Raw genomic sequence first — 26,018 nt, forward strand, 5'->3', positions numbered from 1 at the left:
CGAGGTAAGAGCTCACCGCGGACGTGGTAACACGGACGGCACGGCAAACCCCATCCGAAGCAAGGCCAAATAGGGAAGCATTAGGCGTGGCTCGCGCTGCTTCCGGGTAGGCTGCTTGAGCGTGCTGGTAACGGTACGCCTAGAGGAATGGTTGCCCACGACAGAACCCGGCTTATCGACCGGCTTCCCCCTTCATTTTTTTCCCTCTTTTTCCCTCGATTTGCGATGCGCGTGATGGCGCAGGCATGCGCACGCCTGTCTCTTCGCTGCCCTGGAAGCGAGATTTTTCGCGGCTTTGCGGGAATCCCCCATTGACGCCGACTTGCACCTGCGTTAAAACGACTGCGCTTTTGTGTGCACCAAAATACAAAATTTCGACCGCAATGCATTGCGGCGCGGGGCCGGCGTCTGACGCGGCCCTGTCTGGAGGGCAACGTCGCGTTGGCAGGGCCGGGGGTGCCATGCGAACCGACCGAGCGCCATTCGCTTTTTGTTTCTTTACGGAGAGGTTTGATGGCATCGACAACAGAACAACAAGTTTCAGTATTCAAGCGCTACGGACTGTTCGTGGCGCTCGCGGCATTGGCGTTGATCGCGCTGATGCCGGCGCAGGCCGGGCTGCCGGTCGCCGGCCAGTACATGATCGGCATTCTGGTCTTCGCGGTCATCATCTGGATGACCGAAGCCGTCTCGTACCCGGTCAGCGCGTTCATCATCACGGTGCTGATGACGCTGCTGCTCGGCTTCGCGCCCGGCGTCGCCGACCCGAGCAAGTTGCTCGGCACCAGCCGCGCCTTGAGCATGGCGCTTGCTGGTTTCAGCAACACCGCCTGGGCGCTGGTTGGCGCAGCGCTGTTCCTGTCGGCGGCGATGACCAAGACCGGCCTCGACAAGCGCATCGCCTTGGTGGTGATGTCCAAGGTCGGGGCGCGTTCCAACCGCATCCTGATGGGCGTCATCTTCCTTGGCTTCCTGCTTAGCTTCTTCATCCCGAGCACGACCGCGCGCGTCGCCTGTATGGTGCCCATCGTCATGGGCGTCATCATCGCGCTCAAGGTGCCGCTCAAGAGCCGTTTCGCCGGCGCGCTGATGATCGCCGTGGCGCAGGCCGACAGCCTGTGGAACGTCGGTGTGAAGACCGCCGCGGCACAGAACATGGTCGCCATCGGCTTCATCGAGAAGCAGTTGGGCGTCACCATTTCCTGGCTGGAGTGGTTCATCGCTGCGGCACCGTTCGCCGCGGTGATGTCGGTGATCCTCTACTACGTGCTGACCCGGATGATGCCGGCCGAGCAGGTCGAGTTCAGCGGCGGCCAGGACACCATCGTCAAGGAACTGGCAGCCCTCGGCCCGATGCGCCCGGAAGAGAAGAAGCTGATGCTGATCTCGGTCGCGCTGCTGTTCTTCTGGGCGACCGAAAAGATCGTGCATAACCTCGACACCTCGACGACGACCATCGTCGCCATCATGCTGATGTTCCTGCCGGGCATCGGGATCATGAACTGGGAAGATTGCGAGAAGCGCATTCCGTGGGGCACGCTGCTCCTCTTCGGCATCGGCATCAGTCTCGGTTCGGCGATCCTGTCGACCAAGGCCGGCGCCTGGCTCGCCAACTACATCGTCGCCATCTTCGGCCTCGAGACGGCATCGGCGATCGGCGTGCTGGCGATTCTGGCGGCCTTCCTGATCATCATCCACCTCGGCTTCGCCAGTGCCACCGGTCTGGCTGCGGCGATGATCCCGATCGTCATCGCCGTGCTGCAGAACATCAAGACGCCGGGGATCAACGTTGTTGGCATGACCATGATCCTGCAGTACGTGATCAGCTTCGGCTTCATCCTGCCGGTCAATGCGCCGCAAAACATGATCGCCTACGGCACAGGAACCTTCGAAGTCCGCGACTTCGTGCGTACCGGGGTGCCGCTGACCATCGCCGCCTACCTGCTGATCCTGCTGATGGGCGCAACCTACTGGCGCTGGCTCGGCTACGTCGGCTAAACGGCACGCTCTTGACCCTGCCCGTGGTCGCGGGTCACGAAAGCCGCCCTCGTCGAGGGCGGCTTTTTTATCGTCGTTTTTTCGGAAATGGCCGTCTATTTGGTAATAAAGCACTTTAACTAATCTTTTTTTTTCATTGTTTTTCAAAGGAAATTTTTTCGAATAAACTTCTTTGGAATGCGCTGTAAGTCATTGTCCTGATTGGAAAAAGTCGAATAAAAGCGCTTGCTTTGCCCAAATCAATGCCGTAAAGTGGGAGATAGTGGTGAAAAGTGGGAAGCTGGTCCTTCCTCCCACAACAAAACCGAGGGGCAGAGCAAATGTTTCAGGGTGCGACCGCGCTCAGTCTGGACGTCAAGGGTCGACTCGCCATTCCGGCGCGTCACCGGGAAGCGCTCGTCCAGGCCTCGGGCGGCGAACTCGTGCTCACCGCGCACCCGCACCGCTGCTTGCTCCTCTACCCCGCGCCCGCCTGGGCGCCGATCCGCGACAAGGTGCTCGCGGCTTCCAGCCTCAATGCGCACTCGGCGGCGATCAAGCGCCTGCTGGTCGGTAATGCCCGCGAGGAAGCGCCGGACGCCGCCGGGCGTCTCTTGATTGCCCCCGAGCTGCGCCAGTTCGCGCAGCTCGAAAAGACGGTCTACATGGTCGGCCAGGGCAGCCATTTCGAAATCTGGTCCGAGGCCGGCTGGCAACAGCAGCAGGACATCTTCTCTGCCATGGGCGACGCGCAATTGCCGCCCGGACTCGAGGACCTGGCGCTGTGAGTTCGCATACGCCGCATCGCACGGTCCTTCTTGAAGAAGCCGTGGCGGCGCTGGAAATCAAGGCTTCCGGCGCTTACGTCGACGCCACGTTCGGGCGTGGCGGGCACAGCCGCGCGATCCTCGAGCGCCTCGGTCCGCAAGGCCGCCTGCTGGCGCTCGACCGCGACCCGCAGGCGATCGCCGCCGCCGAGTCGCTGCGCGATCCCCGCTTTTCCATTCGCCATGCGGCGTTCGGCGAATTGGCCGAAGTGGCCCGTGCGGCCGGCTTCGCGCAGGTCGACGGCGTTTTGCTCGACATCGGTGTCTCGTCGCCGCAGCTCGACGAGGGTGAGCGCGGCTTCAGCTTCCGCTTCGATGCGCCGCTTGACATGCGCATGGACACCACGCAAGGCGAGACGGCGGCCGAGTTCCTGGCCCGGGCTGAGATAAAAGAAATCACGGAGGTCATCAGAAACTATGGCGAAGAACGGTTTGCTTTCCAGATTGCAAAGAAGGTTGTGGCTGCTCGGGGCGAGCGGCCTCTTGCAACCACGGGGCAGCTCGCCGCGCTCGTACGCGAAGCCGTGCGGACCCGCGAGCCCGGCCAGGATCCGGCGACGCGTACCTTTCAGGCTCTACGGATTCACGTCAATCAAGAGCTCGAGCAGCTCGCGCTAGTCCTGCCGCAGGCCTGTTCGCTGCTGGCTCCTGGCGGACGGCTGGTGGTGATCAGTTTCCACTCGCTCGAAGACCGCATCGTCAAGCGCTTCATGCGTGACGAATCGACTGCCGACCGCCTGCCCAAGCACCTGCCGCTGCGCAGTGCCGATTTGCCGCCGGCACCGTTGCGCCTCGTCGGTAAGGCGGTCAAGGCCGGCGCCGAAGAAGTCGCCGCCAACCCGCGCGCGCGCAGCGCCGTCATGCGGGTGGCCGAAAAAGCCGGTGGAGAGGGCGTCTAGCCATGCTCCGTCTCAATCTCTTCCTGCTCCTCGGGCTCGTTGTTTGCGCGCTCGGGACGGTCACCTCGCAGCACAAGGCGCGCAAGCTCTTTCAGGCGCTTGAGGGTGAGCAGGAGCGGGCCAAGCAGCTCGACGTCGAGTACGGCCAGCTGCAGATCGAACTGTCGACCTGGGCGACCTCGCCGCGCATCGAGAAGATTGCGCGCGAAAAGCTCCGCATGCGTGCGCCCGAGGCCGCCCGCGTGCAGACGGCGCGAAGTGGGAGCGACGCGCCGTGATGAAATTCAAAGGCGGCCCGCGCGGGCACAAGTTCACCGAAAGTCCGGTGCTGCAGCTGCGCCTGCCGGCCTGGCGCTCGCGTCTGGTCGCGCTGGTGTTCATGGGCTGTTTCTTCGTTCTGATCGGTCGCGCCTTCTACCTGCAGGTGCTGAACAACGATTTCCTGCAAGAGAAGGGCGAATCGCGCTACCGGCGTGACCTGCAGATTTCGGCTTCGCGCGGCAAGATCGCCGACCGTCACGGCGACGTATTGGCCATCTCCACGCCGATGAAGTCGGTCTGGGCGGTGCCTTCCGAGGCCCGTCTGAATGGACCACAGGTGCGTCAGCTCGCGGCCCTGCTCGAGATGGACGTCAAGGAACTCAACCGCCGTCTGGGCAGCGAGAAGAACTTCGTCTTCCTGCAGCGCCAGTTGCCGCCCGACATCGGCGAACGCATCGCTGCGCTCAAGCTGCCCGGCATCGGCCAGGACAAGGAATACCGCCGCTTCTACCCGAGCGGAGAAATGACCGCGCACGTGGTCGGCTTCACCGGCGTGGACGACAAGGGCTTGGAAGGCGTCGAATTGGCCTTTCAGGGGCAACTCCTGGGGCATCCGGGCTCGCGCAGCGTGATCCGCGACCGGCGCGGGCAGATCGTCGAGGACGTCGGCTCGATTCGTCCGCCGCAAGACGGCAAGGACATCCGCCTTTCGCTCGACGGCAAGATCCAGTACCTCGCCTACAGCGCGCTCAAGCAAGCCGTGGCCGAAAATAAGGCCAAAGCGGGCGGCGTGGTGGTCGCCGACGTGAAGACCGGCGAGATCCTCGCCCTCGCCAACTGGCCGACCTACAACCCGAACAACCGCGAGCGCCTGTCCGGTGCGCAGCTGCGCAACCGGGCGGTGACCGACACCTTCGAGCCGGGATCGACGCTCAAGCCCTTCGGCGTCGCGTTGGCGCTCGACGCCGGCAAGGTGCGCTACGACACCCTGATCAACTGCGCCGGCAAGCTGACCATCGGCAAGGCGACGATTTCCGACACCAAGGATCACGGAACGCTTTCGGTCGCCCAGATCATCCAGAAATCTTCGAACATCGGCGTGGCGAAGATCGCCGCGATGATGCCGGCACAGCAGATGTGGGAGATGTTCGATGCGGTCGGTTTTGGACAGCCGCCGCGCCTTGGTTTTCCGGGCGAAGTCGGCGGGCGCCTGCGCCCCTGGAAGACCTGGCTGCCGATCGAACAGGCGACGATGTCCTACGGGCACGGCATTTCGGTATCGCTGATGCAGCTCGTCCGTTCGTACATGGTCTTCGCGCGCGACGGCGACCTGATTCCGCTTACCCTGCTGCGGCATGATGGCGGGCCGCTTGCCGCAACGCAGATCTTCACCCAGCAGACGGCGCGCGAAGTGCGCGCCATGCTCGAAATGGCGGCGCAACCCGGCGGTACCGCGCCGCAGGCACAGATCCCCGGCTATCGCGTTGCCGGCAAGACCGGCACTGCGCACAAGCTCGAAGGCGGCCAGTACGCCAAGAAATATGTTTCGTCCTTCGTCGGTTTTGCGCCGGCGTCCGATCCGCGCCTCGTCATCGCCGTGATGATCGACGAACCGACGGCCGGTAAACACTACGGCGGTTCGGTCGCCGGACCAGTGTTTGCGAACGTGATGGGCAGCGCGCTGCGCACCATGGGTGTGCCGCACGACAATACCTTGCGCGTCGCCGAGGGCGCGAATACGAGGGGGCGGCTGTGAGCACCGCATTCGAAATGACGGCACGGGCGCAGACGGTGCTCGCCGCGCTTGCCGCGCAAGGCGTCGAGCCGCGCGGCGTTGCCGACGACAGCCGTTCGGTCCAGCCGGGCGACCTGTTCCTTGCCTATCCCGGCGCGCGTGCCGATGGTCGCCGCTTCATTGCCGACGCCATCGCGCGCGGTGCCGTCGCCGTGCTCTGGGCACCGGACGACGATTTTGCCTGGAACCCGCAATGGCGCGTCGTACAGGCCGCCGAACCTGAGCTGCGGCGCCTCGCCGGGCCGCTGTCGCACGCCGTCTACGGCTGGCCGTGCGAACGCCTGTCGCTGATTGCACTGACCGGCACCAACGGCAAGACGACGATCAGTCAGTGGCTCGGGCGCGCCCATCCGCGCGCGTGCGCGACGATCGGCACGCTCGGCGCGGGCTTCGTCGATGCGCTCGAAGACGGCGTCCTGACGACGCCGCAGGCGCCGGTGCTGGCGCGCTACCTCAAGCGCTTCGCCGATGCAGGCGCGCAGGCCTGTGCTATCGAAGCCAGTTCGGTGGGCATCGAAGAGCGTCGGCTCGACGGGGCGCGTGTCGATGTCGCCATCTTCACCAACCTGACTCGCGATCATCTCGACTACCACGGCACGATGGAGGCCTATGCCGCCGCCAAGGCCAAACTGTTCGCCTGGCCGCGCCTGCGTCTCGCGGTGCTCAATCTCGACGATCCCTTCGGCCGCCAGCTCGCGGCCGAGTGCGCTGCGCCGCGCGTGATCGGCTACACCCAGTACGAGGCCGGCTCGACGTCGGCCACGGGGGTGGTCATCATCGCTGCCGAGAACGTCAAAGAGGCGCCGACCGGCTTGAGCTTTAGCTTGATCCTGCCCAACGGGCGGGCGGAGGTCGAGACCGGCTTGCTCGGGCGCTACAACCTCTCCAATCTGCTCGCTGTCGCTGCCGTGCTCTACGACGCGGGGCTCAAGGCGAGCGAAATCGCCACGCGCTTGGAAGCGCTGCCGTCGCCGCCGGGACGGCTGGAAAAAATCGGTGGCGTGAACGAGCCGCTGGTCGTCGTCGATTACGCCCACACCCCGGACGCGCTCGAGAACGCATTGGCCGCCCTGCGCGGCGTGGCACGCGTGCGCGGCGCCGGACTGACCGTGCTCTTCGGCTGCGGCGGTGACCGCGACCCGGGCAAGCGGCCGCAGATGGGCGCGATCGCTGCACGCCTTGCGGATCGTGTCGTACTTACCAGCGACAACCCGCGCAGCGAAGACCCGCAAGCCATCCTGGCGCAGGTTGCCGTCGGGGCGCCTGGAGCCGAGGTGATGGCCGACCGCGCCGCGGCGATCCGGGCGACCATCCTTTCCGCTGCGCCGGCCGAGGTCATCCTGCTCGCCGGCAAGGGGCACGAGCCGTACCAGGAAATCGCCGGCGAGCGCCGGCCCTTCTCTGATCTGGGCGAGGCTGCGGCCGCGCTCGCCGCGCGCCGGGAGACGCAGGCATGACCATCCAGCTCGACCTCAAAGGGGCCGCCGCGGCCGTGCAAGGACGCCTCGTCGGCGACAATGCCGCCTTCATCGGCGTCTCGACCGACACGCGCAGCGTGCGTGCCGGTGAGCTGTTCATCGCCCTGCGCGGGGTAAAATACGACGCGCACGAATTCCTCGCCACGGCGCGCGAGCGCGGCGCCGTCGCCGCGCTGGTCGCCGAGGATGCCCTGAGCCAGCCGGCCGTGGCTGCCGTCGCGGCGAGCGGTCTGCCGCTGTTGGCTGTGGCTGACACCCGCCTGGCGCTGGGGGCGCTGGCCGCCGCCTGGCGCGCGCGCTTCGACCTGCCGCTGCTGGCGGTGACCGGCAGCAACGGCAAGACCACGAGCAAGGAAATGCTGGCCAGCATTCTCGCCGCCGCTTTCGGTGACGCAGTGCTGGCCACGCGCGGCAACCTGAACAACGACATCGGCTTGCCGCTCACGCTGCTGGGTCTGGGCCGCGAACACCGTGCCGCGATCGTCGAGCTGGGGATGAACCACACCGGCGAGATCGCCTATCTGGCCGGAATCGCCCGGCCGAGCGTGGCGCTGGTGACCAACGCTCAGCGTGCGCACCTGGAAGGAATGGGCAGCGTCGAGGCCATCGCGCGCGAAAAGGGCACGCTCTTTGCCGGGCTGCGCGACGACGGGGTTGCCGTTTTTTGTGCCGACGACGCTTGGTGCGACCTCTGGCAGGCGCAAGCCGGCGACCGGCGGACGCTGTGCTTTACCTTCGCGGGCGGGGCACCGCTGCGTGGCGAGCACCGCGCGCACGGGCTGGAGAACCGGCTGACCTTGCGCTACGGAGAGGAATCGGCCGAGGTGTCGCTGGCCCTGCCGGGCGCGCACAACGCGCGCAATGCGCTGGGTGCGGCGGCCGCAGCGCTGGCGGCCGGAATTCCGCTGGCCACGGTGGCGGCGGGGCTGGCGGCCTTCACGGGCGTCAAAGGGCGCTTGCAGCGGCGTGCGGGGCATGGCGGGGCGGTCGTCCTCGACGACACCTACAACGCCAACCCGGATTCGGTGCGCGCCGGGATCGACGTGTTGGCCGCGACGGTCGGGCGCAAGCTGCTGGTGCTCGGCGACATGGGCGAGATCGGCGAGATGAGCGGCCAGTTCCACGACGAGGTGGGCGGCTACGCCAAGAGCCAGGGCATCGACCGGCTCTTCGCCTTCGGTGAAGCGAGCGCACTGGCGGCGCGCAATTTCGGCAGCGGCGGCCAGCATTTCGCCCGCCTGGACGAGCTCGTTGAGGCGCTGAAAGCCGAAATGCAGCCGGAGACGACCGTGCTCGTCAAAGGATCGCGCTTCATGCGCATGGAAAGAATCGTCGAGGCCGTCGTGACGGACGCGGGCTCGGCCGGAGGTCAGAAATAATGTTGCTCGAACTTGCTCAATGGTTGGCCCAGGACATCCGGGGTTTCAACGTCTTCAACTACATCACGCTGCGCGCGGTGCTGGCGGCGATGACCGCGCTGATCATCTCCTTCGTCGCCGGGCCGCGCGTCATCCGCTGGCTGGCGGCCAAGAAGATCGGCCAGGCGGTGCGCCAGGAAGGGCCGCAGACGCACCTCGTCAAATCGGGGACGCCGACCATGGGCGGGGCCTTGATCCTGATCTCGATCGCCGTCACCACGCTGCTCTGGGGCGACCTCAGCAACCGTTACATCTGGGTGTTGCTGATCGTCACCCTGGGCTTTGGCGCCATCGGCTGGTACGACGACTGGAAGAAGGTCGTCTATCGTGACCCGCGCGGTTTGGCGAGCCGCTGGAAGTATTTCTGGCAGTCGGTGATCGGCTTGGTCGTCGCCGTCTACCTTGCGCTGACGGCCAGCGTCCCGGCGCAGATGGAACTGATCGTGCCCTTCTTCAAGACCGTGAGTTATCCACTCGGGGCGATCGGTTTCGTGATCCTGACCTACCTCGTCATCGTTGGCACCAGCAACGCGGTGAATCTGACCGACGGCCTTGACGGCCTGGCGATCATGCCGACGGTGATGATCGCCGGCGCGCTGGCGATCTTCGCCTACGTGGCTGGTAACGCGGTCTTCGCCCGCTACCTGCTGATGCCCTACATTCCCGGCGCCGGCGAGCTGGCCGTCTTTCTCGGGGCGATGGCCGGGGCTGGCCTCGGCTTTCTGTGGTTCAACGCTTACCCGGCGGAAGTCTTCATGGGCGACGTCGGCGCATTGGCCCTGGGCGGCGCGCTTGGCACCGTGGCGGTAATCGTGCGCCAGGAAATCGTCCTTGCCATCATGGGCGGCGTTTTCGTCGCCGAGACGTTGTCGGTGGCGATGCAGGTGCTCTATTACCGCTTCACCGGCGGCAAGCGCATCTTCCGCATGGCGCCGCTGCATCACCACTTCGAACTCGGCGGCTGGAAGGAAACCCAGGTCGTCGTCCGCTTCTGGATCATCACCATCATGCTGGTGCTGGTCGGTCTGTCCACGCTGAAGATCCGCTGATCATGAACCTCTCCGGCAAACGCGTCCTCGTCGTCGGCCTCGGTGAATCCGGGCTGGCGATGGCGCGCTGGCTTTCGCGCCAGGGCGCCGGCGTGCGCGTCGTCGACAGCCGGGCGACGCCGCCCAATGTCGACGTGCTGCGTGCGGCGGTGCCGGAAGCCGAGTTGTTTGCCGGCAGCTTTGCCGCGGAAGCGTTTGCCGACCTCGACCTGATCGCCATTTCGCCCGGCGTACCGGTCGACACGCCGGCGGTTCAGGCTGCAGTGGCGCGCGGTGTGCCGCTGGTCTCCGAGATCGAGCTGTTCGTGCATGGCGTGCGCGCCTTGCCGCAGCCGGCGCAGTTGCTGGCGATCACCGGCAGCAACGGCAAGACCACCACCACTGCGCTGACTGCCCATCTGCTCAATGCTGCAGGCATGGCTGCTGTGGCCTGCGGCAACATCTCGCCCTCGGCGCTCGATGCGCTGATGGCCGCGCAGGATGCCGGAGCGATGCCTGCGGTGTGGGTGCTCGAACTCTCCAGCTTCCAGCTCGAAACGACGCAAGACCTCGGCGCCAGCGCCGCAGTGGTGCTCAACGTCAGCGAAGACCACCTTGACCGCCACTTGGACATGGCCGCTTACGCCGCCGCCAAGGCGCGCGTCTTCAACGGCGCCCGGCGGCGCGTGATCAACCGCGATGACCCGCACAATGCGGCCTGGATCACTCCCGATAGCGTCAGCTTCGGCCTGCAGGCGCCGTCCGGCACCGACGATTTCGGCCTGGTCGACGGCGTGCTGGTGCGCGGTACGGAGCGCCTGGTCGCCCTCTCCGAACTCAAGCTTGTCGGCCTGCACAACGCCGCCAACGCGCTCGCCGCGCTGGCCCTGTGCGAGGCCGTGGGGCTGGCGCCACAAGCCGCGGTCGCTGGCCTCAAAACGTTCACCGGTCTCGCGCATCGGGTCGAGTTCGTCGCAGAAATCGGCGGCGTACGCTATTACGACGACTCGAAAGGCACCAATGTCGGCGCCACGCTGGCCGCGATCGTCGGCCTCGGCCGGCCGGTGGCGGTGATCCTCGGCGGCGAAGGCAAGGGCCAGGATTTCACCCCGCTGGCGTCAGCGCTGGCCGATCACGGGCGTGCGGTGGCGCTGATCGGGCGCGATGCGCCGCAGATCGGGGCCGCGGTCGCCGCCAGCGGTCTGCCTTGTCATCCCTGCCGCGACCTCGAAGAGGCGGTGGACTGGTGCGCGACGGTAACCCGGCCGGGCGACGCTGTGCTGCTCTCGCCGGCCTGCGCCAGCTTCGACATGTTCCGCAATTACGCGCACCGCGCCGAAGTCTTCGTCGCCGCCGTGCGCGCCCTGCAGGAGAGGTCAGCCTGATGCTGCCGAACCTGGACATGCCGCGGCGCCTGCCTTCCGAGGTCGATCTGACCTTGCTCTGGAGCGGGCTTTTCCTGCTCCTGCTGGGCATGGTGATGGTCTATTCCTCGTCGATCGCGATCGCCGAGGCGAGCCGCATGGCCAGCCACAACCCCGCGCACTACCTGCTGCGGCACGCGGTTTTTCTGGCCGTCGGCCTGGTCGCCGCCGGCATTGCCTTCCAGGTGCCGCTCAGTGCCTGGCAGCAGCTGGCGCCGTGGCTGTTCGTCGCCGGTTGCGTGATGCTGATGCTGGTGCTGGTGCCGGGCATCGGACGCGACGTGAACGGCGCCCGCCGCTGGTTCTCGCTCGGGCCGATCAACCTGCAGCCGTCGGAATTGATGAAGCTCTTCGCCGTGCTCTACGCCGCCGACTACACGGTGCGCAAGATGCCGCACATGCAGGACCTCAAGAAAGCTTTTCTGCCGATGGCCTGCGCCATGGTGGTGGTCGGCGTGCTGCTGCTCAAGGAGCCGGATTTCGGCGCCTTCGTGGTGATCATCTCGATCGCCATCGGCATTCTCTTCCTCGGCGGCATGCGTGCCCGACTGTTCGCCGTGCTGATCGTGGTGCTGCTCGTTGCTTTCGCAGTGATGATCGTCGTCTCGCCGTACCGGCGCGATCGTATTTTTGGCTTCATGGACCCGTGGTCGGACGCCTTCGGGCGCGGTTACCAACTCTCGCACGCGCTGATCGCTTTCGGGCGCGGCGAGTTCTTCGGCGTCGGCCTCGGCGCCAGCGTCGAAAAACTGTTCTACCTGCCCGAAGCGCACACCGATTTCCTGCTTGCGGTGATCGCCGAGGAACTCGGCTTTGTCGGCGTCGTCGGCGTGGTCGTCCTCTTCGGTCTGGTGGTGCAGCGTGCTTTCGTCGTCGGCCGTCAGGCCGTCTCGCTCGACCGGCTGTACCCGGCCCTCGTCGCTCAGGGCGTCGGCATCTGGATCGGCGTTCAGGGCTTCATCAACATGGGGGTGAACATGGGCCTCCTGCCGACCAAGGGGCTGACCCTGCCGTTCATGAGCTACGGCGGTTCCGGCATCCTCTGCAACAGCGTCGCCCTCGCCATCCTCCTGCGTGTGGATTGGGAGAACAGGCAATTGATGCGCGGAGGGAAATTGTGATGGCGATGAAGCGAGTTCATCAATTCCCTGTTCCGGCGAAGGCTAACGCGCGGAGCGCGTTAAGGGCGCAGCCCGGCCGGAGCCAAAATCGAGCGCTGTCATCGCTGAATTCGCATCGCATGAGGGCTGGAGCGGGCGGAGGCGTTTTTGGCTACGGCGTAACGTCCGCTGCGCGGGCATTCGCCTGCGCCGAAAACGTGCCCTCGTGCTGCGTAATGGAGACCATCGATGGGTAAAACGCTTCTGGTCATGGCCGGCGGCACGGGTGGGCACGTTTTTCCCGGGCTGGCCGTCGCCGATCTCCTCCGCGAGCGCGGCTGGAAGGTCGTCTGGATGGGCAATCCGGACAGCATGGAAGCCAAGCTGGTGCCCGCACGCGGCTACGAGATGGCCTGGGTTAAGTTCGGTGCGCTGCGCGGCAAAGGGCTGCTACGCAAACTATTGTTGCCGGTCGCCTTGCTTTCGGGCTTCTGGCAGGCCTGGCGGGAAATCCGCCGGATCAGACCCGACGTGGTGTTGGGCATGGGCGGTTACATCAGCTTCCCGGGCGGAATGATGGCGGTGCTCGCCGGTTGCCCGCTGGTGATCCACGAACAGAATTCGGTCGCCGGCCTGGCCAACCGGGTGCTGGCCAAGGTCGCCGACCGCATCGCCACCGGCTTCCCGGACGTTTTGCCGAAAGGCGAATGGGTGGGCAACCCGGTGCGTCCGGAAATTGCCGACTTGCCGGCGCCGGCCGAGCGCTTTGCTTCGCGTGGCGAAGGCGATCCCTTGCACCTGCTGGTGCTCGGGGGCAGCCTCGGCGCGGCGGCGATCAACGCGGCGGTGCCGCAGGGGTTGCGCCTGATCGATGCTGAGCAGCGACCACAGGTCGTGCATCAGGCGGGCGAAAAGCACCTGGCTACGCTGCAGGGCAACTACCAGGCCGCCGAGGTGCATGCCAACAGCGTCGCCTTCATCGACGACATGGCCGGCGCCTACGCCTGGGCCGACCTGGTGATCTGTCGTTCCGGCGCGCTGACCGTGGCCGAGCTCGCGGCAGCCGGGGTGGCGAGCATCCTGGTGCCGTTCCCGCACGCGGTGGACGACCACCAGACGGGCAACGCGCGTTTCCTGGCTTCGGCCGGCGGCGCGATTCTGTTGCCGCAAAAAGATACGACCGCCGAGGCGGTCAGCCTGATCCGCAACTACACCCGCGGTCAGTTGTTGCAAATGGCAGAACGGGCGCGCGCGCTGGCCAAACCGCAGGCTGCGCAGGACGTGGCCCGGATCTGTGAAGAACTATGCAAGGAGCGTGACCAATGAAACACAAGGTCAAACACATTCATTTCGTCGGCATCGGTGGTTCGGGCATGAGCGGCATCGCCGAAGTGCTCGCCAATCTGGGGTATTCGGTGAGCGGCTCTGACCTCGCTGACAACGCGACGACGCGCCGTCTGGCCGGGCTCGGCGTGCGCATCCACGTCGGTCATGCCGAGGCGAACGTCGCCGACGCCGACGCGGTCGTCGTTTCGACGGCGGTCAAGGCCGAGAATCCCGAGGTCGTCGCGGCGCGGGCGCGCAAAGTGCCGATCGTGCCGCGTGCGCAGATGCTGGCGGAATTGATGCGCTTGAAGCAGGGAGTCGCCATCGCCGGTACGCACGGCAAGACGACGACGACCAGCCTGGTGGCTTCGATTCTCGCCGAGGGCGGGCTTGACCCGACCTTCGTCATCGGTGGCCGGCTCAATGCCGCCGGCGCCAACGCGCGCCTGGGGACGGGCGATTTTCTGGTCGCCGAGGCCGACGAGTCGGACGCTTCCTTCCTCTTCCTCTCGCCGGTGATCTCGGTGGTGACGAACATCGATGCCGACCACATGGAGACCTACGGGCATGATTTCGAGCGCCTGAAGCAGGCCTTCGTCGACTTCCTGCAGCGCTTGCCGTTCTACGGCGTCGCCGTGCTCTGCGCCGACGACGCCAATGTGCGCGCTATCCTGCCGCAAGTCAGCAAGCAGATCGTGACCTACGGGCTCGATGCCGGCGCCAACGTGCGCGCCGAGAACATCGTGGCCTGCGACGGGCGCATGCAGTTCGACTGCGTGCGGGTCAATGGCAGCGTCAGCCGTTTTCCGGTCACGCTCAATCTGCCCGGTTTGCATAACGTGCTCAATGCCCTGGCCGCGATCGCCGTGGCGACCGAAGTCGGCGTGTCGGATGAGGCCATCGCCAAGGCGCTGGCCGAGTTTCGCGGCGTCGGCCGACGCTTCCAGCGCTATGGCGAAGTGGCCTTGAGCGCGGGCGGAAGCTTCACCCTGATTGACGACTACGGGCATCACCCGGCCGAGATGCGCGCCACGATTGCGGCAGCGCGCGGTGCCTTCCCCGGGCGGCGCTTGCTGCTGGCCTTTCAGCCGCATCGCTACACCCGCACGCGCGATTGTTTCGAGGATTTCGTCGCCGTGCTCAACAGCGTCGACGGGTTGGTGTTGGCCGAAGTCTATGCCGCCGGCGAGCCGCCCATCGTGGCCGCCGACGGGCGTTCGCTGGCGCGCGCGCTGCGCGTGGCCGGCAAGGTCGAACCGGTTTTCGTCGAACGCATCGACGACGTGCCGCAGGCCATCCGCGATGTGGCGCGCGACGGCGACGTGGTGATCACCATGGGGGCCGGCTCGATCGGCGGGGTGCCTGGGAAATTGGTTAACTGAAGTCCGAAGGAAGTGATGATGTCTGATTTTGGCAAGGTGGCGGTGCTTCTGGGAGGCACTTCGGCAGAACGCGAAGTCTCGCTGATGAGCGGCGGCGGTGTGCTGGCGGCGTTGCAGGCGCGCGGTGTCGATGCACAGGCGTTCGATCCGGCCGAGCGTACGTTTGGCGAACTTTCCGCCTTCGACCGCGTGTTTGTCGCCCTGCATGGCCGCGGCGGTGAGGACGGCACGATCCAGGGCGTCCTCGAGCTGATGGGCGTGCCCTACACCGGTAGCGGAGTGATGGCATCGGCGCTGGGCATGGACAAGTGGCGCACCAAGCTCCTGTGGCGCGCGGCGGGCTTGCCGATCCCGGAGTTTGTGCTGCTGGGCGAGGACAGCGATTTCGCCGCGGTCGAGCGCGAGTTGGGGCTGCCGCTCTTCGTCAAGCCGGCCTGTGAAGGTTCGTCGATCGGCGTCGTCAAAGTGCGCGCGCCGGGCGAGCTGGCCGCGGCCTACCGCGAAGCAGCCAAGTATGACCGTCTGGTGCTGGCCGAAAAGGCGGTGCTGGGCGGTGAATACACCTGCGCCATCGTCGGCGACACGGCGCTGCCGGTGGTCAAGATCGAGCCGGCGACCGAGTTCTACGACTACGAGGCCAAGTACCTGCGCGACGACACGCAGTACCGCTGCCCGTGCGACTTCACGCCCGAGCGCGAAGCGGAGCTGCGGGCCATGGCGCTTGAGGGGTTCCGCGTCCTCGGCTGCCGCGGCTGGGCGCGGATCGATTTTCTGATGGACGAGGACGGGCGTGCTTACTTGCTCGAGGCCAACACCTCACCAGGCATGACCAGCCATTCGCTGGTGCCGATGGCCGCACGCGCGGCGGGAATGTCGTACGAGGACCTCGTGGTCCGGGTGTTGTCGCTGGCCGAACTGGGATGATCGATGTGGAACAAACCGCATTTGATGAAGGAAGTCTCCGACCTGCTCTTCGTGGCGGGCGCGGCGGGCTTGCTCTTCGCCGGTGCGGTGTGGGCCGCGCGCATGCAGTTCTTCCCCTTGCGGGAAGTGGTGGTGGCGCACGAGCTGCACGCGGTGAAGCGGGCCGAGTTCGAGCGCGCGCTTTCCGGACGCCTGAGCGGCAATTTCTTCAGCGTCAATCTGGAAGCCCTGCGCCATGCGCTGGAGCAGCTGCCCTGGGTGCGCAAGGCGGAAGTGCGCCGGCAGTGGCCGGGCCGGCTCGAGGTCAGCCTCGAGGAACATGTGCCGGCGGCGTTCTGGGGGCAGGCGACGGGGCAGCTCGTCAATACGCACGGCGAAGTGTTTACCGCCAGCCTGCAGACCTTGCCGGCGACGCCGATGCCGGTGCTGACCGGGCCGGCCGGGCTGTCGGTAGAAATGCTCGGGTACTACCGGCAGGCGGTGGAGATCCTGCGTCCGCTGGGGCGTACGCCGCAGTCCTTGACCATCTCGCCGCGCTTGGCCGTGCAGTTGCGTCTGGACGACGGAATGCTGGTCGAGCTGGGGCGCGAGCAGGCCAAGTCGCCGGTGCGCCTGCGGCTGGAACGGTTCGTCGAGTACTACCCGAGCGTGCTGGGCGCCGGGCGGCAGAAACCGACGGTGGTGGATATGCGGTATCCGAACGGGTTTGCGTTGCACCTCGCGGCTGCAACGCCGGGGAGTGAGAAAAAAGGGAAGCCATGAGCAGGGATAACAAGGAAATCGTCGTCGGCCTCGACATCGGCACGACCAAGATCGTTGCCCTCGTTGCCGAGGTGAGCCCGGAGGGGCGGCTCAACGTCATCGGCATGGGCTCGCAGGACTCGCGCGGGCTGAAGAAGGGTGTGGTGGTCAACATCGAGGACACGGTGGCGACCATCTCGCGCGTCATCCAGGAAGTCGAGCTGATGGCCGACTGCAAGGTGAAGGACGTCTATACCGGAATCGCTGGCAGCCACATCAAGAGCTTCAACTCGGATGGCATGGTGGCGATCAAGGACAAGGAAGTGCTGCCGGCCGACGTCGAGCGCGTCGTCGAAACGGCGCGCGCCATGCCGATCCCGGCCGAGCAGGAAATCCTGCACATCCTCACCCAGGAATTCGTGATCGACGGCCAGGACGGTATCCGCGAGCCGATCGGGATGAGCGGCATGCGCCTCGAGGTGCGGGTGCACATCGTCACCGGCGCCATCTCGGCGGCGCAGAACATCGTCAAGTGCGTGCGCCGCTGCGGTCTGGAAGTGAATGACCTCGTCCTGCAACCGCTGGCCTCCAGCTACGCGGTGCTCTCCGAGGACGAGAAGGATTTGGGCGTCTGCCTCGTCGATATCGGCGGCGGCACGACCGACCTCGCGGTATGGACGCAGGGGGCGATCCGTCACACCTCGGTGATTCCGATCGCCGGCGACCAGATCACCAACGACATCGCCATGGCCTTGCGCACGCCGACGCGCGAGGCCGAGGACATCAAGTGCAAGTTCGGGTGCGCGCTCGCCGATCTTGCCGATCCGGAAGACGTGATCGACGTGGCCGGGGTCGACGACCGCCCCTCGCGCAAGCTGTCGCGCCGTGCGCTGGCCGACGTGATCCAGCCGCGCGTCGAGGAGTTGTTCGAGCTCGTGCAGGCCGAGTTGCGCCGTTCGGGCTTCGACCAAGTGCTGTCCTCGGGCATCGTGCTCACCGGCGGCTCGTCGGTGATGCCGGGAATGATCGAACTCGGCGAAGAGGTTTTCCACATGCCGGTGCGGCTGGGGATTCCGAAATACACCGGGGCGCTGGCCGATGTCGTCCAGCACCCGCGTTTCGCCACCGCTTGCGGCCTGCTGCTCGAAGCGCAAACGCAGCGGAAGCGCGGCCTCAAGGTGCGCGAGAAGCGCGACGTGAAGCAGGTCTTCGGCCGGATGAAGTCCTGGTTCGAGAAGAATTTCTGAGCAGGTTTTTGACGAAGTAGTAGTAGCTTGTTTTTTTGCGGAGGAGAGCCATGTTTGCAATCATCGACAAAGAAGAAGTGAGCGGCGACTCGGGTACCGTGATCAAGGTCATTGGCGTCGGCGGCGCCGGCGGCAATGCCGTCGATCACATGATCCGCGAGGGCGTCATGGGCGTCGAGTTCATCGCCGCCAACACCGATGCCCAAGCGCTGGCGCGCAGCGTCGCGCACAAGAAGTTGCGCCTGGGCAAGTCCGGCCTCGGCGCCGGCGCCAAGCCCGAAGCTGGGCGTAGCGCGGCGATGGAGGAGCGCGAGCAGATCGCCGAATCGTTGCGCGGCGCGCACATGGTGTTCATCACCGCCGGCATGGGCGGCGGCACCGGCACCGGTGCCGGCCCGATCGTGGCCGAAGTGGCGCGCGAAATGGGCATCCTGACCGTGGCTGTGGTGACCAAGCCTTTCGGCTTCGAAGGCAAGCGCGCGAAGATCGCTGAAGCCGGGATCACCGAACTGCAGCAGAACGTCGATTCGCTGATCGTCATCCTCAACGACAAGTTGATGGACGTGCTCGGCGACGACGTGTCGATGGACGAGGCCTTCAAGGCCGCGGACAACGTGCTGCGCAACGCTGTCGGCGGCATCGCCGAGATCATCAACTTCCCGGGGCTGGTCAACGTCGACTTCGAAGACGTGCGCACGGTGATGAGCGAGATGGGGATGGCGATGATGGGCTCGGCCAACGCCGCCGGCGTCGACCGCGCGCGCATTGCCGCCGAGCAGGCCGTGGCCTCGCCGCTGCTCGAGGGCATTAATCTCTCGGGTGCCAAGGGCGTGCTGGTCAATATCACCGCGACGCGCAGCCTGAAGATGAAGGAAGTGAACGAGGTGATGAGCACGGTGCGCGAATTCGCTGCCGAGGACGCGCACATCATCTTCGGCGCGGTTTACGACGAGTCGATGGGCGATGAGATTCGCGTCACCGTCGTCGCCACCGGCCTCGGTCAGACGCAGGCGCGCCGCCAGCCCTTCGAGGTGATCAACACCCCGGTCGTCCAGGCCACCGGGACCGACGGCGCGTTCATCGCCGGTCCGGGCGTACAGGGCGTCGACTACAGCCACCTCGACGTGCCGGCGATCGTGCGCAATGGCCGTAGCCAGCGCAGCTCGCAGGTCGAGGCGTTGGCCAACAGCGGCGTCGATCGCTACGACATCCCGGCCTTCCTGCGCAAGCAGGCTGACTGAGGTGGCGTTTCGTCGCCTGTCGCGTGTCATCGCGCCTGATGTTGCCGGCCTCGCGAGGGGCCAGCGCAGGCATGGTTCGAGGCACGGGGAGGGCGACAGCTAGGCTCTTCCTTACTTCGTCAAGGGAGTCGGCGGTCTGTGCTACAATCCGCCGATTCCCCGTTTTTTCAAGCACATGCTCAAACAGCGCACCCTCAAGTCCGTGATCCGCGCCTCGGGCGTCGGCCTGCATTCTGGCGTCAAGGTCAACATGACGCTGCGCCCGGCGGCTCCCGACACCGGTATCGTTTTCCATCGCGTCGATCTCGACCCGGTGGTGGACCTGAAAGCGTCGGCCACAACGGTCGGCGACACCCGCATGTGCTCCTGCCTCGAGCGCGAGATTGGCTCCGTACGCGCCAAGGTGGGAACGATCGAACACCTGATGTCCGCCTTTGCCGGCCTGGGCATCGACAACGCACACGTCGACCTCGATGCGGCCGAGGTGCCCATCCTCGATGGCTCGGCGGCGCCTTTCGTGTTTCTCATCCAGTCCGCAGGGATCGAGGAACAGAATGCGGCCAAGAAATTCATCCGCGTCAAACGCCCGATCGAGGTTCGCGAAGCGGACCGCGGCGGCGAGAAGTGGGCGCGATTCACGCCTTACGACGGTTACCGCCTGAGCTTCTCCATCCTCTTCAATCACCCGGCCATTGACCGTACCGGGCAGGAAGTCAGCGTCGACTTCGCCGAGCACTCCTACGTGCGGGAAGTGGCGCGCGCGCGGACGTTCGGTTTTATGCAGGAAGTCGAGTGGCTGCGCGAGAACGGGCTGGCCCAGGGAGGTGGTCTTGATAACGCGGTCGTTCTCGATGAATTCCGCGTGCTCAATGCCGATGGCTTGCGCTACGCCGATGAATTCGTCAAGCATAAAGTGCTCGACGCGATCGGCGACCTTTACCTGCTCGGTTACCCCTTGCTGACGCATTTTTCGGCGCACAAGTCGGGGCATGCCCTGAACAACCTGTTGGCGCGCGAACTGCTTGCCCAGCCCGACGCCTGGGAGTTCGTCACCTTCGCCGACGTGGCCGAAGCGCCGCATGGCGTGGCGCGCTGGTTGGCCGCGCCGGCGCCGTCCTTCTGAGCGCGCAGGGCGCGCGGCGACGCAGCGTATGTGGATCCTGCGGCTGCTCGGTGTGCTGGTCCTCGTCGCCGTGATCGGCGGCTTCGTTTCCTATCTGCTGACCGGCAACGAGAAGTACCTGCGCTTTGCCGGGCGCCTGTTTCGCTACGCCCTGATCGTTGCCTTCCTGCTCTTCGCCTTGCTTATTCTCGAGCGTGTGGCGGTCATTCCCGTGTAGGGCTCAGCGCTTGGCTGCGCGCTCAAGCAGGTGGGCGATCGCCTGGCGCAGCGGCGCATCGGGCGGCAGTCGGTCACGCAGGCTTCCGAGGGCGTCGCAGGCTCCGGGCGCCAGCGGTTTGACCGAAGGCGCGGCAAATGCTTGCGGGGTTTCGGGCGCTTGCACTTTGATCTGCACCTCAGTACACTCGATTCCCCGCCGTGAAAAAGCATCAGCCAAGGTGGGAGCCATCTGGCGAAGCTTCGCCGCAACTGCGCCGCTTGCGGCGTGCACAACAACGATGCCGGATTTGTAATTGGCCAGCCGACTGGCCTGGCGCAAATGCACCGGCGCGATCGACTGATAAATCTGCGCCAGCTTGAACAGCAAGCTGGCGTGCGCCACGAGCTTGCCGGCACCGTCGTCGGCGGCGAGATAGTTTTCGAGCGATTTGTGCATCGGGAACGATGGGGAGGGGCTAACCGTGCATATTATTCTGGTCTCCAATCGCCTGGCAACCGCCAGAACGGTGAGCATCACGCCCAAGCGTGTGCTGGCGGTGCTTGCCGTCTGTCTGCTGCTGATTGCCTTGGGGGCGTTGTTCTTCTCCTGGCTGGGCTTGCGGTTCAACCTGCCGTACGCCGCGCACGTGGTTGCCGCGGTACAGGAGGAGCGTGAGCGCAAGCATGAGGACTACGTGCGCGACAACATCTCTAGCATGGCTGTCAAGCTCGGCGAAATGCAGGCGCACATCCTGCGCCTCGATGCTATCGGTGATCGGGTGTCCAAGCTCTCCGGCATTCCCGCCGCCAAGAGCGAGGCGCCCAAGCCCGGGGCGGGCGGCCCTCTGGTGGCGCCGAGCGCGCCCTTGCAGCCCGAGGCGCTGCAGCGTGAGATCGAACGCCTGTCTCTGGAAGTCGAGTTGCGCTCCGAGGCGCTCAACGCGCTCGAGTCGCAGCTCATGGAAAAACGCATCAAGAACGTGCTGTTGCCGACCCAGATGCCGATCCGCGACGCTTACATCGGTTCGACCTTCGGTCGTCGCGTTGATCCGATCGCAGGGGTTAGCGCCTTGCACGAAGGGATCGATTTTGTCGCCGACGTCGGTACGCCTGTCTTCGCTTCAGCGGGCGGGGTGGTGCGGGTGGCCGAGTTCCATCCACAGTTCGGCTACATGGTCGAGGTCGACCATGGCAACGACTTCGTTTCGCGCTACGCCCACCTCTCGAAATTCGATGTCAGGGCCGGGCAGCTCGTGCGCCGCGGGCAGGTGATTGCGGCCAGCGGCAACAGCGGCCGCTCGACCGGGCCGCACCTGCATTTCGAGGTGCTGTTCAAAGGCGCCGCTCAGAACCCGGCGCGTTTCCTGAAGATGGACGGGCAGTACGCCGAGCTCACGCAAACCTTGCGCCCGCGGCGCTAGGCGGGGCAGCGCCAGGCGCAGTCTTCGGATGCTGGCGTCAGGGCGCCCGCCGCCCTTATGCCGGGGTGCATGATAGAATCCCTTTCTTTTATGCGCCTCAGCCAAGGTTCTCAATGATTTCCGGGCTTCTCAAAAAGATATTCGGCAGCCGCAACGACCGGCTGATCAAGCAGTATTCCGCGGTCGTGCGCCGGATCAACGCGCTTGAAGGCGAAATCGCCGCGCTTTCCGACGATGCGTTGCGCGCCAAGACCGACGAGTTCCGCAATCGCCTGAGCCAAGGGCAGTCGCTCGACGACCTCCTGCCCGAAGCCTTCGCCGTGGTGCGCGAGGCCGGCAAGCGTGTGCTCGGCATGCGCCACTTTGACGTCCAACTGATCGGCGGCATGGTCCTGCACCACGGCAAGATCGCCGAAATGCGGACCGGCGAGGGCAAGACCCTGGTCGCGACGCTGCCGTCCTACCTCAATGCGCTGGCCGGCAACGGCGTGCATATCGTCACGGTCAACGACTACCTCGCCCAACGCGACGCCGAGTGGATGGGGCGCCTGCATCGCTTCCTCGGCCTTTCGGTCGGCGTGAACCTGTCGCAGATGCCGCACGATGAAAAGCAGGTCGCCTACGCTGCCGACATCACCTACGGCACCAACAACGAATTCGGTTTCGACTACCTGCGCGACAACATGGTTTATTCGGCGGGCGAGCGCGTGCAGCGCAAGCTGGCCTACGCCATCGTCGACGAAGTCGACTCGATCCTGATCGACGAGGCGCGCACGCCGCTGATCATCTCCGGCCAGGCCGAAGACCATACCGACCTTTACGTGCGCATGAATCAGGTCGCGCCGCTGCTCACGCGCTGCCAGGAAGAAAACGGCCCGGGCGATTACTGGGTCGACGAGAAAGCGCACCAGGTCCTGCTCTCCGAAGAAGGCTACGAGCACGCCGAGGAAATCCTCGCTCGCGCCGGCTTGCTGGAAGAGGGCTCCAGCCTCTACGACGCGAGCAACATCCTGCTCATCCACCACCTCTACGCCGCGCTGCGCGCGCACAGCCTGTTCCACCGCGACCAGCAGTACGTGGTGCAGAACGGCGAAGTGGTGATCGTCGACGAATTCACCGGTCGTCTGATGGCCGGTCGTCGCTGGTCCGACGGTTTGCACCAGGCGGTCGAGGCGAAGGAAGGCGTGGCGATCCAGAACGAGAACCAGACGCTCGCTTCGATCACCTTCCAGAATTACTTCCGCATGTACGGCAAGCTCGCCGGCATGACTGGCACGGCCGACACCGAAGCCTACGAATTCCAACAGATCTACGGTCTGGAAACGGTGGTCATCCCGACCAACAAGCCGATGGTGCGTGCCGACCACAATGACCAGATCTACCGCACCGCCGACGAGAAACACGCGGCGATCATCGCCGACATTCGCGACTGCCAGAAGCGCGGCCAGCCGGTGCTGGTCGGCACGACCTCGATCGAGAACTCCGAGCTGCTCTCGCAACTGCTCGATCGCGAGAAGCTGCCGCATCAGGTGCTCAACGCCAAGCAGCACGCCAAGGAAGCGCAGATCGTCGTTCAGGCTGGCCGGCCCGGGATGATCACCATCGCCACCAACATGGCCGGCCGCGGCACCGACATCGTGCTCGGCGGTAGCATCGAGAAGCAGATCGGTGCGATTCGCGACGACGAGGCGCTGAGCGAAGCCGACAAAGAGGCCCGGATTGCCGCCCTGCGCGCCGAGTGGCAGGTGCTGCACGAGCAGGTCGTCGCCGCTGGTGGCCTGCACATCATCGGCTCCGAGCGCCACGAGTCGCGCCGCATCGACAACCAGCTGCGCGGCCGTTCGGGCCGTCAGGGCGATGCTGGTTCCTCGCGTTTCTACCTGTCGCTCGACGATCCGCTCCTGCGCATCTTCGCCGGCGACCGGCTGAAGATGATCATGGAGAAGCTGAAAATGCCGGAAGGCGAGCCGATCGAGCACCCGCTCGTTTCGCGTTCGCTCGAATCGGCACAGCGCAAGGTCGAAGGCCGCAACTTCGACATCCGCAAACAGCTGCTTGAGTACGACGACGTCGCCAACGACCAGCGCAAGGTCATCTACGCGCAGCGCAACGAGCTGCTCGAAACCGAAGACATCGCCGAAACCATCACCGCGATGCGCGAAGGCGTGCTGCTCGACATCTTCCGCCGCTACGTGCCGGCGGAGACCGTCGAAGAGCAGTGGGAGCTGGCCGGGCTGGAGAAAGAGCTGGCTTCGCTACTGCGTCTTGAACTGCCGATCGTCGAGTGGGTCAAGAACGAACCGACGCTGGGCGACGAGGCCATCCTGCAGCGCATCGTCGATCTTGCTGCCGCGCAATACGCGGAAAAGGTGGAACTGGTAGGCGCCGAGCCCTTCCGTCAGTTCGAGCGCAACGTCATGCTGCAGATTCTCGACACGCACTGGCGGGAGCATCTCGCGGCGCTCGATGCGTTGCGCCAAGGCATCCACCTGCGCGGCTACGCGCAGAAGAACCCCAAGCAGGAATACAAGCGCGAAGCCTTCGAGCTCTTCGAGCGCCTGCTCGACAGCGTGCGGGCGGAAGTCGTCCGCCTGCTGGTCACCGTCCAGGTGCGCGCCGAGGAAGTCGAGGAAACGGCGCCGCGTTCCGAAGTGCACAACGTCCAGTACCAGCACGCCGATTTCGACGACGGGCTGGGCGAAGTCGCGGCGGCGCCGGCCGACGGCGAAGCGGCCGCGCCCACCGTGCGCCCGATGCACGCCGCGCCGCGTATCGGCCGCAACGACCCGTGCCCCTGCGGCTCGGGCAAGAAGTACAAGCAGTGCCACGGTAAACTGAGCTAGCGAGTACCTGCTCACCTACGGAGGGCGCCACGCCGGGAGCGATTCCGGCCGGCGCCCTTTGTCTCAAACAAGAAGTGTTGCGCAACCTTGCCACGCCCGCGCGGCGTTAGGAGGAGAAGAAAAAATGCCCGTCAATTACACCACTCCCGCCCCCGAAGCCCTCTTCCCCGTTGCCGGCGTGCGCCTCGGCGTCGCTGAAGCGGGCATCCGCAAGGCCAATCGGCGCGACCTCACGCTGATCGCGCTCGACGCCGGCAGCACGGTCGCTGGCGTGTTCACCCAGAACCGTTTTTGCGCCGCGCCGGTGCAGGTCTGCCGCCGCCACCTCGCCCTGCCGATCGGCATCCGCGCCTTGGTGATCAATACCGGCATCGCCAATGCCGGCACCGGCGCTCCGGGGCTGGCCGTCGCCGAACAGACCTGCGCCGCCGTCGCCGAGCAGCTCGGCATCATTGATGCGCAAGTGCTGCCGTTCTCCACTGGCGTGATCCTCGAGCCCCTGCCCGTCGGGCGCATCGTCGCCGGTTTGCCGGCCTGCATCGCCGACCTCAAGGCCGACCACTGGCACGCCGCCGCGCACGGCATCATGACCACCGACACCGTGGCCAAGGCCGCGTCGCGCCGCGTCGTGATCGAAGGCAAAACGGTGACGATTACCGGCATCAGCAAGGGCGCCGGGATGATCAAGCCGAACATGGCGACCATGCTCGGCTTCCTCGCCACCGACGCCGGCATTGCAGAGCCGCTGCTGCGCGAACTGGCGCGCGAAGCGGCCGACGAATCGTTCAACTGCATCACCATCGACGGTGACACCTCGACCAACGATTCCTTCGTGCTCATGGCCACCGGCCAGTCCGGCCTGGTGTGCAGCGATGCGCAGTCGGCCGGCTACGCCGCACTGCGTGCAGCGGTGATCGAAGTCGCCTGCGAACTGGCGCAAGCCATTGTGCGCGACGGCGAGGGCGCGACCAAGTTCATGCGCCTGATCATCGAAGGCGGGCGCGACCGTGCCGAGTGTAAGCGCGTTGGCTACGCCATCGGCCACTCGCCGCTGGTCAAGACGGCCTTCTTCGCCTCCGACCCCAACCTTGGGCGCATCCTCGCCGCGATCGGCTACGCCGGGATCGACGATCTGAACGTTGACACCCTGCGCGTCTGGCTCGGCACCCCGGGCGAAGAAGTGCTGGTCGCCGAAAAGGGGGGGCGTGCCGCCAGCTATCGCGAAGAGGATGGTTCGCGGATCATGAAAAACGCCGAACTGTCGGTGCGCGTTGATCTCGGCCGCGGCCGGGCCAACGCGACGGTTTATACCTGCGATTTTTCGTACGATTACGTGAAGATCAACGCCGACTATCGCAGTTGAGG

General features: G+C 65.6%; 22 protein-coding genes and 1 other RNA gene. 22 read left to right on the forward strand and 1 reads right to left on the reverse strand.

Annotated elements, in window-relative coordinates:
* From rnpB to QMB55_RS14010, 19 genes are all read left to right on the forward strand, one after another.
* Positions 1–191, forward strand: an RNA gene (gene rnpB, locus QMB55_RS13920) — RNase P RNA component class A; the annotation flags it as partial.
* Positions 192–513: 322 nt separating this feature from the next.
* A complete protein-coding gene (locus tag QMB55_RS13925) occupies positions 514–1,998 on the forward strand; it encodes a DASS family sodium-coupled anion symporter (RefSeq protein ID WP_497589325.1) in 1,485 nt (494 codons plus the stop codon).
* A 320-nt stretch (positions 1,999–2,318) separates the two neighbouring features.
* Positions 2,319–2,765, forward strand: coding sequence for a division/cell wall cluster transcriptional repressor MraZ (mraZ, locus tag QMB55_RS13930; RefSeq protein WP_497589326.1), 447 nt, complete (start codon positions 2,319–2,321; stop codon positions 2,763–2,765).
* Complete coding sequence (gene rsmH, locus QMB55_RS13935) at positions 2,762–3,703, forward strand: 16S rRNA (cytosine(1402)-N(4))-methyltransferase RsmH (protein WP_497589327.1); 942 nt, start codon at positions 2,762–2,764, stop codon at positions 3,701–3,703. The genes mraZ and rsmH overlap by 4 nt, the downstream gene beginning before the upstream one ends.
* A 2-nt stretch (positions 3,704–3,705) precedes the next feature.
* Entirely contained in the window at positions 3,706–3,981 is a 276-nt protein-coding gene (ftsL, locus tag QMB55_RS13940; protein ID WP_497589328.1) for a cell division protein FtsL, read from the forward strand.
* A complete protein-coding gene (locus QMB55_RS13945) occupies positions 3,981–5,720 on the forward strand; it encodes a peptidoglycan D,D-transpeptidase FtsI family protein (RefSeq protein ID WP_497589367.1) in 1,740 nt (579 codons plus the stop codon). The genes ftsL and QMB55_RS13945 overlap by 1 nt, the downstream gene beginning before the upstream one ends.
* Positions 5,717–7,216 (forward strand): UDP-N-acetylmuramoyl-L-alanyl-D-glutamate--2,6-diaminopimelate ligase, encoded by a 1,500-nt coding sequence (locus QMB55_RS13950; protein WP_497589329.1) that lies wholly within the window; start codon positions 5,717–5,719, stop codon positions 7,214–7,216. Before QMB55_RS13945 ends, QMB55_RS13950 begins: the two co-directional genes overlap by 4 nt.
* Entirely contained in the window at positions 7,213–8,616 is a 1,404-nt protein-coding gene (locus QMB55_RS13955) for a UDP-N-acetylmuramoyl-tripeptide--D-alanyl-D-alanine ligase (protein ID WP_497589330.1), read from the forward strand. Before QMB55_RS13950 ends, QMB55_RS13955 begins: the two co-directional genes overlap by 4 nt.
* Positions 8,616–9,704 carry a phospho-N-acetylmuramoyl-pentapeptide-transferase gene (mraY, locus tag QMB55_RS13960; protein ID WP_497589331.1) on the forward strand — a complete coding sequence of 363 codons (1,089 nt, stop codon included), beginning with the start codon at positions 8,616–8,618 and terminating at the stop codon, positions 9,702–9,704. The genes QMB55_RS13955 and mraY overlap by 1 nt, the downstream gene beginning before the upstream one ends.
* A gap of 2 nt (positions 9,705–9,706) precedes the next feature.
* The gene (gene murD, locus QMB55_RS13965; RefSeq protein ID WP_497589332.1) at positions 9,707–11,068 is read left to right on the forward strand and encodes a UDP-N-acetylmuramoyl-L-alanine--D-glutamate ligase; all 1,362 of its coding nucleotides are present in this window, start codon (positions 9,707–9,709) and stop codon (positions 11,066–11,068) included.
* Positions 11,068–12,228, forward strand: coding sequence for a putative lipid II flippase FtsW (gene ftsW / locus QMB55_RS13970; RefSeq protein ID WP_497589333.1), 1,161 nt, complete (start codon positions 11,068–11,070; stop codon positions 12,226–12,228). Before murD ends, ftsW begins: the two co-directional genes overlap by 1 nt.
* A 228-nt stretch (positions 12,229–12,456) precedes the next feature.
* On the forward strand, positions 12,457–13,533 hold the full coding sequence (gene murG, locus QMB55_RS13975; protein WP_497589334.1) for an undecaprenyldiphospho-muramoylpentapeptide beta-N-acetylglucosaminyltransferase: 1,077 nt from the start codon (positions 12,457–12,459) through the stop codon (positions 13,531–13,533).
* Positions 13,530–14,915: a UDP-N-acetylmuramate--L-alanine ligase gene (gene murC, locus QMB55_RS13980; RefSeq protein WP_497589335.1), complete on the forward strand. Its 1,386-nt coding sequence runs from the start codon at positions 13,530–13,532 to the stop codon at positions 14,913–14,915. Before murG ends, murC begins: the two co-directional genes overlap by 4 nt.
* A 15-nt stretch (positions 14,916–14,930) precedes the next feature.
* Positions 14,931–15,839, forward strand: a complete 909-nt coding sequence (locus QMB55_RS13985) for a D-alanine--D-alanine ligase (RefSeq protein WP_497589336.1) — start codon at positions 14,931–14,933, stop codon at positions 15,837–15,839.
* A 3-nt stretch (positions 15,840–15,842) separates the two neighbouring features.
* Entirely contained in the window at positions 15,843–16,601 is a 759-nt protein-coding gene (locus QMB55_RS13990) for a cell division protein FtsQ/DivIB (protein ID WP_497589337.1), read from the forward strand.
* Positions 16,598–17,827 carry a cell division protein FtsA gene (gene ftsA / locus QMB55_RS13995; RefSeq protein WP_497589338.1) on the forward strand — a complete coding sequence of 410 codons (1,230 nt, stop codon included), beginning with the start codon at positions 16,598–16,600 and terminating at the stop codon, positions 17,825–17,827. The genes QMB55_RS13990 and ftsA overlap by 4 nt, the downstream gene beginning before the upstream one ends.
* Before the next feature lie 50 nt (positions 17,828–17,877).
* A complete protein-coding gene (gene ftsZ, locus QMB55_RS14000; protein ID WP_497589339.1) occupies positions 17,878–19,068 on the forward strand; it encodes a cell division protein FtsZ in 1,191 nt (396 codons plus the stop codon).
* A 175-nt stretch (positions 19,069–19,243) separates the two neighbouring features.
* A complete protein-coding gene (gene lpxC / locus QMB55_RS14005; protein WP_497589340.1) occupies positions 19,244–20,191 on the forward strand; it encodes a UDP-3-O-acyl-N-acetylglucosamine deacetylase in 948 nt (315 codons plus the stop codon).
* A 28-nt stretch (positions 20,192–20,219) separates the two neighbouring features.
* Positions 20,220–20,408, forward strand: coding sequence for a hypothetical protein (locus QMB55_RS14010; protein ID WP_497589341.1), 189 nt, complete (start codon positions 20,220–20,222; stop codon positions 20,406–20,408).
* 3 nt (positions 20,409–20,411) lie between these two features.
* On the opposite strand, the gene QMB55_RS14015 is transcribed toward QMB55_RS14010, so the two are convergent.
* Positions 20,412–20,846 (reverse strand): DciA family protein, encoded by a 435-nt coding sequence (locus QMB55_RS14015; RefSeq protein WP_497589342.1) that lies wholly within the window; start codon positions 20,844–20,846, stop codon positions 20,412–20,414.
* 25 nt (positions 20,847–20,871) lie between these two features.
* Here QMB55_RS14015 and QMB55_RS14020 point away from each other — a divergent pair, with 25 nt between their 5' ends.
* The 3 genes from QMB55_RS14020 to argJ all read left to right on the forward strand — a co-directional run bounded on the left by QMB55_RS14020 (position 20,872) and on the right by argJ (position 26,016).
* Positions 20,872–21,810, forward strand: coding sequence for a M23 family metallopeptidase (locus QMB55_RS14020; RefSeq protein WP_497589343.1), 939 nt, complete (start codon positions 20,872–20,874; stop codon positions 21,808–21,810).
* Positions 21,811–21,923: 113 nt separating this feature from the next.
* Positions 21,924–24,653, forward strand: coding sequence for a preprotein translocase subunit SecA (gene secA, locus QMB55_RS14025; protein ID WP_497589344.1), 2,730 nt, complete (start codon positions 21,924–21,926; stop codon positions 24,651–24,653).
* A gap of 124 nt (positions 24,654–24,777) precedes the next feature.
* Entirely contained in the window at positions 24,778–26,016 is a 1,239-nt protein-coding gene (gene argJ, locus QMB55_RS14030) for a bifunctional glutamate N-acetyltransferase/amino-acid acetyltransferase ArgJ (protein WP_497589345.1), read from the forward strand.
* Positions 26,017–26,018 lie beyond the last annotated feature (2 nt).

It is taken from the genome of Propionivibrio sp., from assembly GCF_041441355.1.
Lineage (GTDB): Bacteria > Pseudomonadota > Gammaproteobacteria > Burkholderiales > Rhodocyclaceae > Propionivibrio.

Excerpts from the sequence above, each read along its gene's own strand:
- lpxC (WP_497589340.1), top strand. The coding sequence starts at position 19,244 with ATGCTCAAACAGCGCACCCTCAAGTCCGTGATCCGCGCCTCGGGCGTC.
- QMB55_RS13985 (WP_497589336.1), top strand. The coding sequence starts at position 14,931 with ATGATGTCTGATTTTGGCAAGGTGGCGGTGCTTCTGGGAGGCACTTCG.
- QMB55_RS14010 (WP_497589341.1), top strand. The coding sequence starts at position 20,220 with ATGTGGATCCTGCGGCTGCTCGGTGTGCTGGTCCTCGTCGCCGTGATC.
- ftsA (WP_497589338.1), top strand. The coding sequence starts at position 16,598 with ATGAGCAGGGATAACAAGGAAATCGTCGTCGGCCTCGACATCGGCACG.
- mraZ (WP_497589326.1), top strand. The coding sequence starts at position 2,319 with ATGTTTCAGGGTGCGACCGCGCTCAGTCTGGACGTCAAGGGTCGACTC.
- murD (WP_497589332.1), top strand. The coding sequence starts at position 9,707 with ATGAACCTCTCCGGCAAACGCGTCCTCGTCGTCGGCCTCGGTGAATCC.
- murG (WP_497589334.1), top strand. The coding sequence starts at position 12,457 with ATGGGTAAAACGCTTCTGGTCATGGCCGGCGGCACGGGTGGGCACGTT.
- QMB55_RS13955 (WP_497589330.1), top strand. The coding sequence starts at position 7,213 with ATGACCATCCAGCTCGACCTCAAAGGGGCCGCCGCGGCCGTGCAAGGA.
- ftsW (WP_497589333.1), top strand. The coding sequence starts at position 11,068 with ATGCTGCCGAACCTGGACATGCCGCGGCGCCTGCCTTCCGAGGTCGAT.
- secA (WP_497589344.1), top strand. The coding sequence starts at position 21,924 with ATGATTTCCGGGCTTCTCAAAAAGATATTCGGCAGCCGCAACGACCGG.
- QMB55_RS14015 (WP_497589342.1), bottom strand. The coding sequence starts at position 20,846 with ATGCACAAATCGCTCGAAAACTATCTCGCCGCCGACGACGGTGCCGGC.
- mraY (WP_497589331.1), top strand. The coding sequence starts at position 8,616 with ATGTTGCTCGAACTTGCTCAATGGTTGGCCCAGGACATCCGGGGTTTC.
- argJ (WP_497589345.1), top strand. The coding sequence starts at position 24,778 with ATGCCCGTCAATTACACCACTCCCGCCCCCGAAGCCCTCTTCCCCGTT.
- QMB55_RS13925 (WP_497589325.1), top strand. The coding sequence starts at position 514 with ATGGCATCGACAACAGAACAACAAGTTTCAGTATTCAAGCGCTACGGA.
- ftsZ (WP_497589339.1), top strand. The coding sequence starts at position 17,878 with ATGTTTGCAATCATCGACAAAGAAGAAGTGAGCGGCGACTCGGGTACC.
- ftsL (WP_497589328.1), top strand. The coding sequence starts at position 3,706 with ATGCTCCGTCTCAATCTCTTCCTGCTCCTCGGGCTCGTTGTTTGCGCG.
- QMB55_RS13990 (WP_497589337.1), top strand. The coding sequence starts at position 15,843 with ATGTGGAACAAACCGCATTTGATGAAGGAAGTCTCCGACCTGCTCTTC.
- QMB55_RS13945 (WP_497589367.1), top strand. The coding sequence starts at position 3,981 with ATGAAATTCAAAGGCGGCCCGCGCGGGCACAAGTTCACCGAAAGTCCG.
- murC (WP_497589335.1), top strand. The coding sequence starts at position 13,530 with ATGAAACACAAGGTCAAACACATTCATTTCGTCGGCATCGGTGGTTCG.